The following is a 13,375-nucleotide window of genomic DNA, read 5'->3' as shown; positions in this document are numbered from 1 at the left end:
GCAGAAGTCATGGCGGAGTTACCTGCGTCACTCGCCTCTGGTCCATGCCAGGAAGCGGCTGAACAGACCTCCCTTGGGCTGCTGCTTCGGCCGGGTGGCCCCGGGCTGGGGCACGGCGCCGGCGGTCGGCACGTGAGCGGTGTGGGTCGCCGAGGCGGCGCCGGACTGCGCGGCCGTCGGCTTCACCGCGCGCGGGGTGAACCGCACCGGCACGGTGACGAGGGAGCGGCTCCACGGCGCGGGCGCCCAGGCCAGGTCCTTGAAGGCGACGCGCATCTCGATGTCGGGCAGCCGGTTGAGCAGAGTCTCCATAGCGGTCACCGCGATCATGAACGCTGGGTCCTTGGCCGGGCAGGCGTGCGGTCCGGCGCCGAAGGCCAGGTGTGCCTTGGAGCTCAGCAGCTCGCGGTGCTCGGACAGCTTGGGGTCGGTGTTGGCGGCGGCGAAGGAGATGAGCACCGGGTCGCCTGCCCGCAGGATCCTTCCGGCGAGTTCGACGTCGTGGGTCGGGTAGTGGGCGGCGTAGTTGGCGATCGGCGCGTAGTTCCAGAGCGTCTGCACGACGGCGTCCTCCGCCGGGAGATCGGCCGGCCAGTCGCCGTTCAGGTACAGGGCGACGCTGGTGCCGATCGCGGCCGCGAGGGGAGCGGTGCCGCCCGACAGCAGGGTCACCAACTGGTGCAGCACCTCCTCGTCGGTGAGGTTCGCGGAGTGCCGCATCAGACGCGTCGTCAGGTCCTCGCCCGGGCGGCGGTGCTTGAGCGCGATCAGCTCGGCGAGTGCCCCGCCGAGCGTGACGTCGGCGCCCGGGGTCCCCTCGAAGATGCCGCTGATTCCGGTGATGACCCGGTCGCCGATGTCCGGCGGACAGCCGAAGAGATCGCTGAACACCAGCAGAGGCAGGGGCTGGGCGTACTCGGCCATCAGCTCCGCCTGACCGCGCAGGTCGGAGCTGAACCGGCTGATCAGGTAGTCCGCGGACTGCTGGGCCTGCCGTACGAGCTGCAGTTCGTCGACGGTGGCCAGGCTGTCGGTGACGGCCTGTCGCAGGCGGGCGTGGGCCGCGCCGTCGCTGAAGAGGGCGTTGGGGCGGTAGCTCATCATCGGCAGGGCGGGGCTGTCCTCGGGGACGCGGCCCTCTTTCAGGGCGTTCCAGCGCCGGGCGTCCCGCACGAACGTGGCGGGGTTCTGCAGGATGTGCAGGCTCGCGTCGTAGCCGGTGACCAGTTCGACCGGGACGCCCGGCGCGATGTCGACCGGGGCGCTGGGCCCCTGGGCGCGCAGGTACGCGTAGTGGGCTTCGGGGTCGGAGCCGAACTCGGGCCCGTACAGTTGCACGTTCTGGTGCGCGGGACAGCCGGCCGGTACGTCGGCGTTGTCGAAGTGGTGCTTCATGCCGTGGCTCCTAGCCGAGGGTGTTCTTGAGGTGCCGGACGAGCGTGATGAGAGCCTGACCCGAGGACTGCCGGTCGCGTACGTCGCAGTGCACGACGGGGGTCTCGGCGGCCAGGTTCAGCGCCTCGCGCACCTCGCCGAGGGGGTAGTCGGTCGTTCCTTCGAAGCGGTTGACGCCGATGGCGTACGTCAGCCCGAAACGCTCGACCAGGTCCAGGACGGAGAAGCTCTCCCCGAGCCGCTCGGGGTCGACGAGGACCAGTGCCCCCAGCGCTCCGCGGGACAGCCCCTCCCACATCTCCTTGAAGCGCTCTTGGCCCGGCGTTCCGAAGAGGTACAGGACCAGGCTCTCGCTGAGGGTCAGCCGGCCGAAGTCCATCGCCACGGTGGTGGTCACTTTGCCGGGAGTCCGGGAGAGGTCGTCGAAGCCCTCGCTGGCCTCGGTGATCTCCTCCTCGGTCTGCAGCGGCTCGATCTCGGAGACGCTGCCGATGCATGTGGTCTTCCCGACTCCGAAGTGCCCCACTATGAGGATCTTCACCGCATGGGAGACGTCTGGATCGAGGTACACGGGCTACGCTCCGAATCGGGTCTTCAGGCCATCGAGGACCGCGCTCAGCAGTTCGCGGTCCGGACGTTCGGCGCTCGGGACCGGGTTCCTGACGACCAGCAGGCCGGTCTCCTCCATCTGCGCCAGGAGGATGCGCACGACGCCCAGGGGCAGGTGCGTGTAGCCCGCCACCTCCGCCACGGACAGATAGCCGTCCGCGACCAGGTCCAGGACGGCGCTGCCCTCCGGGCCGAGGGAGCGGGTGGTGTGCGCCTCCTGCCTGGCGGTCACGAGGGTGGTGTGCGAGTACTGGTGCTCCGGCGGCAGCGCACGTCCCTTGGTGATCACGAACAGAGGGACTAAGTCGCCGGTGAGCTCCACGTCCTGGTCCGTTTCGTCACGCATCGCCGGCTCCCTGTCCTTGAGAGGCCCCGTCCGGGACCAACGACGGCACCACGTCGTGCAGACGGGTGGTGAACTCCTCGATGTCGCAGTCGTGTTCGGCGGCGGCGGCAAGCAAAGCCCCCTCACCGGCGGCGATCAGGAAGATCCAGCCGTGCTGGAACTCGACGACCGTCTGCCGCCAGTCCGCGCGCTCGGAGGCGCCCATGAACTGCGAGGTGGCCCGGCTGTAGGCGTGAATGCCCGTCATGGCGGCGGAGATCGTGTCCGCCATGTCCCTTCCGACGCCGGAACTCGCCCCGCGGGGCAGGCCTTCGCCGCCCAGGAGAAGCGCGTGCCGGGCGCCCGGCACCTCGGCGATCACCCGGTCGAGGTCGGCGAGGACGAATCCCCGGCCGACGGGAACCTCCTCACGGCGTCCTCCGCTCCCCGCGACCGCGGCGTCGGCGGCGGGGCCGACCCGGGGCGGGGAGGTGAGATTGTCGCCCAGGCGGGCGACGAGCCGGTGCATGCGGAAGGAGATCTGCTGCATGTCCACGTCGGGTTCGGCGGCGGCGGCCAGGCAGGCCCCCTGCCCCGCGCCCACGAGGAACACCCAGCCCTGCGCGAACTCGATGATCGTCTGGTTCCACTGCCGGTCCTCGGCGAGTCCGGCGAAGTGGGCCGTGGCCCGGCTCAGCGACTGCATGCCGGCCATGGCCACCGAGATCGTGCGCGCGTTGTGGTCGGTGAGGCCGTCCGTAGCTCCGCGGGGGATGCCGTCCGCGGACAGCAGGACGGCGTGCATCGCCTTGGGGACGTTGTTCACGATGTCCGTCAGCATCCACGACAAGTCTGCGCTCATGCGTCTTCGGCCCCTTCGGGCGAGGGGGCGTCGAGGTCACGTCCGGACAGGGTGCCTCGCTGCAGCGCGCCCAGGCTGCTGGAAGAACGCCTGAGGGGCCGAGGGGCCGAGGGGGCGCCGGAGCCGCCCGAGGAGAGCGACCCGGCGATCGGCGCCTGGCGGGAGGCGCGCTTGGGCAGGCCATGGGGGGTGCGTGTGGAGGCACGGGGCTGGCCCTCGGCACGGCGGATGCTGATGGGCGGTTCGCTCTCCTCGGCCGGCGGCGGTGTCTCTTCCACGGTCCACAGCTCCTTGGGCAGCAGAACGACAGCGCGGACACCGCCGTATCGGGAGACGCCGGTGACGTCCACTCGGAAGCCGTACTGACGGGCGATCAGTCCGATGACGGGAAGGCCGAACTTCGGCTGGTTGCCCAGCCTCGAAAGCTGCGGGACGGCGTCGCCGGACAGCACCGCGGTCGCCTTCTGCCGGTCCTCGTCGTTCATGCCGACGCCCGCGTCGTCGATGACGATGCACAGGTTGTTCTGCACCCGCCGGAACGTGACCTCGATCGGAGCGTCGTACTGCGAGAAACTGGCGGCGTTGTCGAGGAGCTCCGCGACGGCCAGCGCGACGGGCGCGACCGCGGTCGCCTTCAGCGCGAGGCCGCTCTGCTCCATGATCTCGATCCGCTGGAAGTTGCGGATCTGGCCCTGCGCGCTGCGCACCACGTCGTAGACGCTGGCGGGCTTGTTGCGGCGGCCCACGGGCGCGCCGCACATGACCGCGATGCCCTGCGCCTTGCGTGCCATCTGCGCGTTGGCGTGGTGCACTTCCAGCAGGTCGGACAGCACCGGGTGGCCGCCGTACTTGCGCTGGACGTCGTCCAGGAGCGTCGTCTGCTCCGCCGCGAGGCTCTGCAGGAAGCGGGCGGCGCCCTTCAGAACGGCCTTGGTGCTCTCCTCCGACGTACGCTCGGCCTCGCTGATGACAGCGTCCTGCTCGCTCCTGAACTGCTGCAGCCGCGCGTGAGAGGCGTCCAGCCGGCCTTGCAGGTCGTTCACTTGGTCCGTCAGCGCGGCCTCGGTACGGCGCTTGTTCACCCCCAGGGCTCTTGCGCGGAGGACGAGGACGACGACGACGGCGACAGACGCCACCGCGATCGCAGCCAACCACCACACCAGTACGTCTTGACTCATGGAAACCCTTCTCGGTGTGTGGGCTGCAGAAAGCGACCGGCCCACCGACCGGGGATCGTTGCACAGCCACCCAGAGCTGCCGATCACTGCTCCCCACGGTGAAGACACCGCTCTTTCGGCGCTCAGTCAGCAATGTGGATCAAGGGCGATGACGCGGGAGATGCTACCGCACAGACGTGCGGCGGTTACTCCGAGGGCCGCCCGGGGCGCGACGAACACGGCTTATAACAGGCTTACTTGAAGGAGCGTCAGGATTGCGTGACGGCCGTGCCCTTGTATCGCGGACGCCGATGAGAAGCGAGCCCGCGGCGTCAGAAGAGACGGCCTCGGCCGGCCCCGGCCGCGTGTCCCGCCTCCGAGACCGAGGAGCTGCTGCGAGCGGCGTGTCGCCACAGAGGGCTGCCCCCACCCAGCGGGGGCGCCTTCACCCGTCCGGCCGGGCGGTGGCCGGAACCTCTCGACTCCTCGCTCTGCTGTGCGCCCCGCGGCGCTGGAGTCGGGATCCGCCGTCGGACGCGATCTTGCGTGGCCTTCTCAGCTCGTACGCGGCATCGCCGCCTCCTCCAGGCGGACGGGTAGTTCCCGGACGCTGTTGCCGACGAAGCCGGGGTGGCGTTCGAGGTCTTCTTCGCGGATCGCGAGGTCGAGGTCGGGGAAGCGGGTGAAGAGCGCGCGGAGGGCGAGGGCGGCTTCCAGCCGGGCCAGTGGGGCGCCGAGGCAGAAGTGGGCCCCGTGCCCGAAGGAGAGGTGCCGCTTGTCGTCGCGGAGGACGTCGAAGCGGTCGGCGTCCGGTCCGTGGGCGGCGGCGTCGCGGCCGGCGGCGGAGTAGCCGGCCAGCACCGGGGCCCCGGCGGGGATGACCGCGCCTTCGAGGGCGAGGTCGCGGGTGGCGTAGCGGAAGGGGAAATAGCTCACGGGGCTGTCCCAGCGCAGCGTCTCCTCCACGACGTCGGACCAGGAGGCGTCTCCGGCCTGGACGAGGGCGAGTTGGCCGCGGTGGGCGCACAGCGCGCGTACGGCGTTGGTGATGAGGTCGAGCGTCGTCTCGTGCCCGGCGACGACGAGCAGCATCATGGCGCCGATGAGTTCGTCGGGGCTGAGACGGTCGCCGTCCTCGTCTCGTGCGACGAGCAGCGCGCTGGCGAGGTCGTCGCCGGGGTCGGCGGCGCGGGCCGCGGCGAGGTCGGCGAGGAGCGCTGCCATCCCGTCGTTGGCGGCGCGGACCTGTGCGGGGGCGAGGTGGGTGGAGACGACCTGGTTCGACAGGTGGCGGAGCCGGGCGGCGTGGGCGGCGTCCACGCCGAGCAGGTGGCACACCACGCTCACGGGCAGGGGCATCGCGAAGTGCGCTCGCAGGTCCGCGACGCCGTCGCCGGTCCGCGCGGCCCGCTCCAGCTCGTCGAGGAGGCGGTCGACGGCGGCGGCGATGCGGGGGCGCAGCGCGGCGACGCGGCGGGGGGTGAACGCCTTGCCGACCAGGGTGCGCAGGCGGCGGTGGTCGGCGCCGTCGGCGGTGTTCATGCCGGGCACGGTGGCGAACGTGGTCAGGGGCCAGCCGTCGGGTACGCGGCCCTCGCGCAGGGCGGTGAAGTGCCGGGGGTCCTTGGCGACGTCGGGGTGGGCGAGGAGGGTCTTCAAAGCGTGGTGGCCGAGGACGGCTATGCCCTCCACCCCGCCCGGCATCACGACCGGCGTCACCGCGCCCCGGGAGAGCAGCGCGGCGTTGCGGGCGTGGGGGCAGCCGGCGGCGACGTCGAGGCGTCGGGCTTGGGAGTGGAGGGTCAAGTGAGTCTCCTGTCAGGCGAGCGGCAGTCGGGGCGCGAAGCGGACGGGCAGGGCCGCGGGAGCTTTGGACCAGGTCGACGGCGCCCAGGGGAGACCGGTCTCGGGGACGGTGAGCTGGACGTCGGACAGGCGGTGGATCAAGGTGTCGACGGCGGTGCGGGTGATCGGCCGTGCGGGGCCCTGCGCCGGGCAGGCGTGCGGGCCGGCGCCGAGCGTCGTCCGGCCATGCGCTGGGTCCTGGCCGGGGGCGAGGGCTCCGGCCATGGGGGCGAGCGATCCCGCCGAGACGGCGGGATCTGCTTCAGGCGCCGCCCGGAGCGGCGGCGCGGACGAGAGGAATCGGGCACAGCATGCCTCCGGTGAATGAGGCGCCGGGGCTCGGCGCAGGAAAGGCTCCCTGCCGTGCGGCAGTTGCACGACCTGTCCTGTGCCCGGCGTGTGCAAGACGCCGGTGCGCGCCCCAGAGCGCGGTGGGACTCGGGTCTCTGGCGGTGCGACGACTCGGAACGAGTCGGGTGCGGCAGCCGCTGCTCCCTGCGCCGACGGGGAGTGTCGGCCGCCGTGCTCAGACGTCGTCCGCGATCATGGCTTGCGACGCACGATCAAGGCCTCCGCGCCCTCGGGTCCGGAGCGCGGGCGGCGGACCTCGGCGGCGGACTTCCTCCAGCGGCTCCGTGGCCCGCAGACCGTGCCGTCCTGATCGATGAGCGAGCCGGCGAGAACGACGGCGATCTCCTCATGGCCGCCGTGGTGACCCTCACGGGCGACGCGCCCCGGTCGGAGCGACGGTCGCGCTCTCGGTCTGGTGCAGGGTCATCGCCTCTCCTCGGTCGGGCCGGCGCACGGCTGGACCACGCGCGTTGCCGGGTGCACTTCGCACGGAGATCCGGACGCTCCGGGCGGACGAGCCACACGGTAGACAGGAGAGGGAGGCCCGGGCCATCGCACAAGTGCACCACCTGCTGCGGCAGACTCGTCTATGTGCACAGTCCGAGCGCCGAGGGTGCACGACGACGGCGCGATGGTCGGCGAGGTGCACACGCGCGCGCAGGCAGCAGACCCGCGCCATGTCAGGCGTTCGCATCCACGGCCTCGCCGCGCAGGCGGGGGACTCTCCCTGACCTGTGCCGCTGAAGGGGAGGACTCTGGGGACACGGCCGGGAGGAACGTCCGGCGGCGCGGCACACCGGGCTCCGGCCGAGGGCCGGAGGCGCCCGCGGCTCTCGATCACGTAAGGAGCTTCGCCCCTCTGAGCGTCACAAAGCAACGGCTTTCGGCTATAGACGGTGCGTTTGGCGTCTTCTCGCCCGTGCGCCTTCGAACGCTCCGCACGACTCCGCTATCAGACGCCCGGCAGCGGAGACCATGACCATGCCGGCATCGAAGGCGAACTCTCCCCGATACAGGAAGAGGAAAGGAGAAACGCAAAGAGAGACTGCAACTGCCGCGATGGATCCGCCTTTCCTGCTGAAGGGGAACAGAATCCAAGGAATAAAGGGCGCCAGAATGAATATCGCAAGGAATATTATCGCCGAGTATACGAGAATGTTACTCACCCACTAAATCTGACGTGGTGGTGACCGAGACGGCAGCGCACATGTGATCTCGTTCGCCATCCTAGAGCCCGGCGCCCCCGCTGCGAGGCGGGGGCGCCGGATTCGACGCATACGCTATTCGGTGTACTCAGGGTCCGGGGTCTTGCCTGGAGCGTTGCAGAAGTGCGTGTTCGTCGGGTCGATTTCGGGTTCTACCGGGCCAGCGTAGACGAGGATGCCCCACGGGTTTCCGGAGTGGTCGGCCCCCGTGCTGCAGTTCCCGTAGGGATCGTCCGCGAACGGGGGTACGGTGAGGCCGCTGAAGTGGTAGAAGTCGCCCGTCGTCACCGGCTGGTCCGATCCGGTGTCGTCGCCGTTGAGGTCGACGGCTTTGTCATTGCGGTACAGGTACTGGTTCGGCATGTAGCTCGAGCGCAGAACCGGCGCGCCGCCGACCCTCTTGACGGTGCCGTCGGTGCAGGTCTTGAAGTAGAGCTCCTGCCAGATGGGGGGCGCTTGGACGAAGATCGAACCGGTGAGTCCGGGCTTGAAGAACATGTTCCTTATCTCTTGGGCCATCGACGCCACAGGGCCGCCCGAGGAGCCGGTGTCGTCGGCCACGCGGTCGACCCAGTCGGCGACGCTGTCGGTGAGCTCCTTGTCCGCCAGCGCGGTCCGGTAGCCGATGGACCCGCCGGCAGTGTGCATGACCGCGACGCACGTTCCGCTGCCATCAGTGACGACATTGTCGTCGACGTCGGTGGTGACGGGCTTCATGCCGATGGACTGGTACGCCCGCCCGGGAAGAATTCCGTCGCTGTTGGTCGTCGTGGTGACGGTCTTGCCGTCGTGTACGTTGAGATCCTTCGTGGAGTAGTTCAGGTTCGGCGGGGCGGTGCCGTAGTCCGTCTTGACTGCGGCGATGAACTCGCGGACGAAGTCGGGGATGTGGGTGTCGGCGGTACGGGAGTCGTAGGTCACGCTCTGACTGCCGCTCACGATCTTGCCATCGCTGGTCTTGACGTAGGAGACCGTGGCCTTGTTGTACATCTTGTAGGCAGCGTCATCCGTGCCGAACCAGGAGGGCCGGGTGTCGTTTGAGGGACGCTTGGTGTAGGCGTTGGAATAGTGCATCCACGCGGGGATGCTGTGCCCGTCGGGATGGCCGGTCGTACTGGTTCCCGAAGTCTTCACCTCGGCATTCCAGCGTTCCGCGGCGGCCTTGGTCTCCGGCATGACGCAGGTCGGAGACGGCAGGTCGATGCAGGTGGGCAAGTTGACGATGTTCTGCGACAGGTTCGTGGCCCAGTCGTAGAGCGCCTGCCTCGACTTCAACGGCGTGTTGAAGAGGAGGCTCTCCGGCCGGACGTCGATGTCCTGGTCCTCGTCGAAGAAGGCATCGGCCTCGACGGTGTCCGAGACGTAGGTGCCGTTAACGGGCTGGAAGGCTACGGCGCCGTAGGCGATGTCCTGGTCGGCGGCGCCGTCGGGGGTGTCGTTCGACAGGGTCGCACTCGGCGTGGAAGTGAACTTGTAGGCCCCCAATGACACCCACTTGCCATTGTTGTCGGCTTGGTCGACGTAGCGATCGTACGGCCCGCCGAGGGCGCCTCGGATCACATAGTGCGCGTGCTTGGTTTGTGCTCCGGTGTCCGGAACGTGCACCCACACATGGGCGACGTCCATGCTCTGACCGAGAGTCCAGGTGCCGTCTACGGTCATCCGTCCCCTGTCGCCGCCGAGGTGGTCGGCGTCGCGTACGTGCGCGTACCAGAAGTGGCCGCCGTAGCCGCCGCCGATCTGATGCAGGTCGGCCTTCGCTTCGTACTGCCCGAGCCCCGGTCCGGTCGCGTACGGGTCAGGGTAGAAGGCGAACTGGAACGAGCCGTCTGTCGCGGTCGTTCCGCAGTTGCTCCAGGTGTTGGTGCCCGCGGGCACGGATTCGACGACCTTCGCACCCGAGGGCGCGCCGGAGCAGGTAGGGGCGCCGTACTGAAGGCGGGTGCCCCGGCCGGGTTCGCTGACCAGGGTCTGGTACTTGATGTTCTCGAAGCCGCAGCTAGCGGCGCAGTCAGACTTCCATGTGGTGTTGGACTCGTGCCACCAGTACTGCTTGTAGCAGTCGGGGTCGGGGCAGTCCGGCGGGTGGGCCGTGTCGCAGTTGTTCTTGGTGTTGCAGAACGCGTCGAGTGGCGGCGTGGCTTGGGCCCGGTGGTACTTCGCGCTGGATTGGTCCAGGACCGTTCCGTTGGTGCCGTTCCAGTAGGCGGGGCGGAAGCCGGCGGAGGAGAAGCCGGACTCGCCCGGCCAGTCCTGCCGGCCGGAGGTGGCGTAGGAGTGGCCGGTGTCGATGGACCAGGCGGCCCATCCCATCACCTTCTCCTCGTACGGCCAGTTCTGGGGATGAGCGGCGTCCGCGTTGGCCAGCGGGTCGAGATCGGTGTTCATGAACGGCATCCGCGAGGCGGGATAGACGGGGTTGGCGGGGTTGTTGTACCAGCCGAGACCCCAGTTTCCGTTGCTGCCCGCGTCCGCCTTCGCGTTGAAGCCGAGGTTGTAGTTCCACACGGCGGTGAACCAGTTCTCGGGTTTGGCCGGGTCGTCGTTGTTCACCGTGATCGTCTGGCCGGGCTCGTGGACCTCGTTCCATTTGTCGGCGAGGATGTAGAGCGACGCGGCGATGTTGGTGGTGTAGTCGATGGCGACCGCGCGCTGCGTGCTGACCGGGAGGACCCTTTCGTTCGGCTTCTCGTATCCGGCCTTGCGCATGCCGTCGGTGACCTGTCCGACGCCGTAGCCGCAGTCGGACTTTTCCCAGTGGATGGTCCAGAAGTCGGAGACGGAGCCTCCGGTCTCATGTCCGTAGAAGCCGTCGACGGCCGCGAGCGGGCTGCCCGTCTGGCCGGGGATGGCCCCGGATTCGGCCTGCCACAGGTTGGACTCCTGGGCGAGGATGCCCAACTCGACCTGTGCGGGGATGCGTCCGTCACCGGTCAGCTTGGGCTTCGGGAACAAGCCCTGCGGGTCGATCGTGGAGAGCCCGGTCTGCGATCGCCAGCCCCCCTGCGCGAGGTAGCCGGAACGCAGGTTTCCCTGGACAGCCATGTCCACGGCCCATTCGACCTGGTTGGGGGTCGGCTGAAGGGCCTGGGTGCCGACGTCGTTGCGGGGCACGGAACACCAGCGGTCGGTGTCGACCGGATCGTTGGCCCTGGAGTCGGCGGCCGCGGTCGGCACGCTGATCTTCGACTTCTGAGGCCTCGAGGATCCAGTCAGCGCCGGCGACGGCCTGCCGCCCGCGGTGCTGCCGGGCTCGGCGACCTTCTGGTCCGTGTGCTCGCCCGTGCCCGGAACCGTGCCGGTGATGGTCAGGGCATGACTGGTGTGACCTGTCGTCGTTTCGGCCGCCGGTTCGTTCGTCGTGCTACGGGTGAAGCCGCGGCCGGCGTTCTCGATGTTGTCGACGCCCGACTGTACAGCCGGCGAGAGAACCGGGTTCACCGCCAAGCGTCCGCGGTTCGAGACCTCCGCGTCGGGTGGGACGTTCAGCGCCTTGATGCCGCTGGCCGCGAAGTTCGTACCGCGGTCGGCCCTGCCTATGAGGTAGACCGTGCCGTCCGTGCCTTGGTGCAGGCTCATCGCGGCGAGCTTGCCGCTCGCGACGATCGTCTTCTTGCCGCGCGCGTAAGTCTGCACGTCGGCGTCGGTGTCGCCAGTGCGGTCGATGTAGCCGATGGTGCCGTCGCTGGTGACGCGGATGCCGTACGGAGCGTGTCTGGTGGCGGCGAGCTTGGCCGTCCTGCCCATGTGGTCGACGTGAACGAGCTGGTTTCCGGCGGCTGCGATCACACCGTCCTTGGTGGGCACAGCAGAGGTGATCTCGCCGTTCGCGGTGGTGTCCGCGATGGTGGAGCCCTTGACGTTCACCGTGACCAGGCGCGTTTCGGCGTCCCGGAGTGCGGTGAAGACCGCGGTATGTGTGTCTGGGCTGCACGTGGGGTCGAAGTAGGCGAGCGATGCCGTGAAGGGCAGTTTGGTGACGCTGCCGTCGTCGAGGTTCACGATCGCCGTGAACGCGCCGCCCATCATCAGGTCCGGCTTGTTGGCGAAGGTGCGGGGAGCGTAGGCGACGGCCGCGTGGTGGTCGTCCATGACGCACTGGTTGCCGATCCATGTGTCGGCCGGGAGTTGAGGCTCACTCAGGACCGTGACGGTTCTCCAGGTGTAGCCGGTGTCGCTGTCGGCGACCAGAAGATGGAGTCCGTCACTGTCGGCTGCCGTGGTCACGGCGCGGTCGGCAGAGGTCTTCCAGCCCTTCCCGAGGACCGTGTCGCGATCCTTGAGCGGAACGGCCGACGACGCGGCTCTCGTCTCCGGAGCGCCAGCCTGGCGCTGCGCCGATCTGCCGGGCGGTTTCGGCGCTGTCGCCTGTGCCGCACCGACGGTGAAATGGGAAGCGATCAACGCGGTTGCCGCAGTGACGACCACAGCGGATAAGCGTCGCTTCCGTCTCTCTCGCAACTGAGAGCGCATGATGTGACGGTCTTCCTTTCCAGTGGACTTTCAATCGGCCGATGCCGATCTCGGCTCCTGGGAATACTCTGCGGAGAGAGTCGACGCGCCGTTCGCGAGAACCGTTCCCGACACGCGCAGCCGTTGCCAAGGCCGCTCCTAGTCGGCTGAGGCTCCGCGTTGACGCGGCATCAGCCGCAGCGGCGAGTTCAAAGACATGAACGCGATGGAGGCGCGCTGGCCTCCGCGCCTCGCTACGCGCAGGTCGTGACTGGCTCGGCGGTCGGCCGCGCTTTCCGGAGAAGCGGAGGTTCGTCGGCCGATCAACGCCCCACACCGACCTTCCGTCAGAGACGCTTCCTCTTCTACTTTCGGTCGACGATAGGAGTGAACTCATCGACGTAGATCTTTGGATTCCGCGGAATCGGCCCCATGGCGTCCGAGCCGATCAGCGCGGCAGCTCGTCCGGTTTCTCCCGGAGGGACATCTTGAAGCCAGAACCGGTTGTACGCGGTCCAGCCCTCACCGTCGGCGATGCTGATCTGGACCGAGTACGTCGTTTTCCGCCTATAGCTGTTGGCTACCGCGATCTCGGTACGCACACCGCTGACTTCCGGCGTGGCACGCACGACGAGGTCTCCGTACTCCAAGACGCGCGTGCGGCCTTCGGAGTGCACCGTAGGCACAGGCGAGGGACGCACCTGCGGAGTGCTCGGATCCGCGCTCGAAGTAGCCGGCCGTTGCGACGCGGGAGCCCTGTCAGGGGCGCTCGCCGTGCATCCGCCGGCCAGCGCACACGCTGTCATCAGGCACAGTGCCCCGACCACGCTCGATCCGGACACCACTGCGCCGGCCTTCACCGGGCGGAAGCCGCCGTTTCCTTGCGCGCGGCAGTCATCTCCTTGCCGTGCTGCTCCTCGATTCCGGTCAGCCGGCTCTTGTTGTCGGCGATCTGCCTGTCCTGGATCGCGGACTCGACGCCGAACCACGTCTTCACCAGGTCCGTCTGCTTCTTGCAGTCGATGTCGTCGACCGCCAGAGCGATGGAGTCCTGCGACGGCTGCCCGTCGTCCGTGACGCCCTGGTCCATCGCCTTGTAGGGATCGGCGAGTCCCTTGTGGCCCTTCCCGTCCATGCACGAAGACCACGCGGCCATCGCCTTGACGACCTTGTC

At 68.8% G+C, this 13,375-nt stretch carries 8 protein-coding genes and 2 pseudogenes; all 10 read right to left on the bottom strand.

All coding sequences use genetic code 11. From position 1 onward, the window contains the following. Positions 1-27: 27 nt before the first annotated feature. A complete protein-coding gene (locus tag ABZ861_RS30425; RefSeq protein WP_361636915.1) occupies positions 28-1,395 on the bottom strand; it encodes a cytochrome P450 in 1,368 nt (455 codons plus the stop codon). Between the two features lie 10 nt (positions 1,396-1,405). Then, a complete protein-coding gene (locus ABZ861_RS30420) occupies positions 1,406-1,966 on the bottom strand; it encodes an ATP/GTP-binding protein (protein ID WP_361636912.1) in 561 nt (186 codons plus the stop codon). Positions 1,967-1,969: 3 nt separating this feature from the next. Further along, positions 1,970-2,350: a DUF742 domain-containing protein gene (locus ABZ861_RS30415; protein WP_361636909.1), complete on the bottom strand. Its 381-nt coding sequence runs from the start codon at positions 2,348-2,350 to the stop codon at positions 1,970-1,972. Next, positions 2,343-3,191: a roadblock/LC7 domain-containing protein gene (locus ABZ861_RS30410; protein ID WP_361636906.1), complete on the bottom strand. Its 849-nt coding sequence runs from the start codon at positions 3,189-3,191 to the stop codon at positions 2,343-2,345. Before ABZ861_RS30410 ends, ABZ861_RS30415 begins: the two co-directional genes overlap by 8 nt. Beyond that, entirely contained in the window at positions 3,188-4,369 is a 1,182-nt protein-coding gene (locus ABZ861_RS30405) for an ATP-binding protein (RefSeq protein WP_361636904.1), read from the bottom strand. The genes ABZ861_RS30410 and ABZ861_RS30405 overlap by 4 nt, the downstream gene beginning before the upstream one ends. Before the next feature lie 534 nt (positions 4,370-4,903). Continuing rightward, positions 4,904-6,154 carry a cytochrome P450 gene (locus ABZ861_RS30400; RefSeq protein ID WP_361636901.1) on the bottom strand — a complete coding sequence of 417 codons (1,251 nt, stop codon included), beginning with the start codon at positions 6,152-6,154 and terminating at the stop codon, positions 4,904-4,906. Positions 6,155-6,166: 12 nt separating this feature from the next. Further along, positions 6,167-6,364: pseudogene (locus ABZ861_RS30395) on the bottom strand (cytochrome P450); the annotation flags it as partial. A gap of 1,460 nt (positions 6,365-7,824) precedes the next feature. Next, the gene (locus ABZ861_RS30390) at positions 7,825-11,976 is read right to left on the bottom strand and encodes a Tat pathway signal protein (protein ID WP_361636899.1); all 4,152 of its coding nucleotides are present in this window, start codon (positions 11,974-11,976) and stop codon (positions 7,825-7,827) included. A 590-nt stretch (positions 11,977-12,566) separates the two neighbouring features. Beyond that, positions 12,567-12,830, bottom strand: coding sequence for a hypothetical protein (locus ABZ861_RS30385; RefSeq protein ID WP_361636896.1), 264 nt, complete (start codon positions 12,828-12,830; stop codon positions 12,567-12,569). Positions 12,831-13,057: 227 nt separating this feature from the next. Beyond that, positions 13,058-13,375, bottom strand: a pseudogene (locus ABZ861_RS30380) (hypothetical protein); the annotation flags it as partial.

It is taken from the genome of Streptomyces sp. NPDC046985, assembly GCF_040644415.1.
In the GTDB taxonomy this organism is placed as follows: domain Bacteria; phylum Actinomycetota; class Actinomycetes; order Streptomycetales; family Streptomycetaceae; genus Streptomyces.
This window is presented reverse-complemented; position numbering and strand designations above follow the sequence as displayed.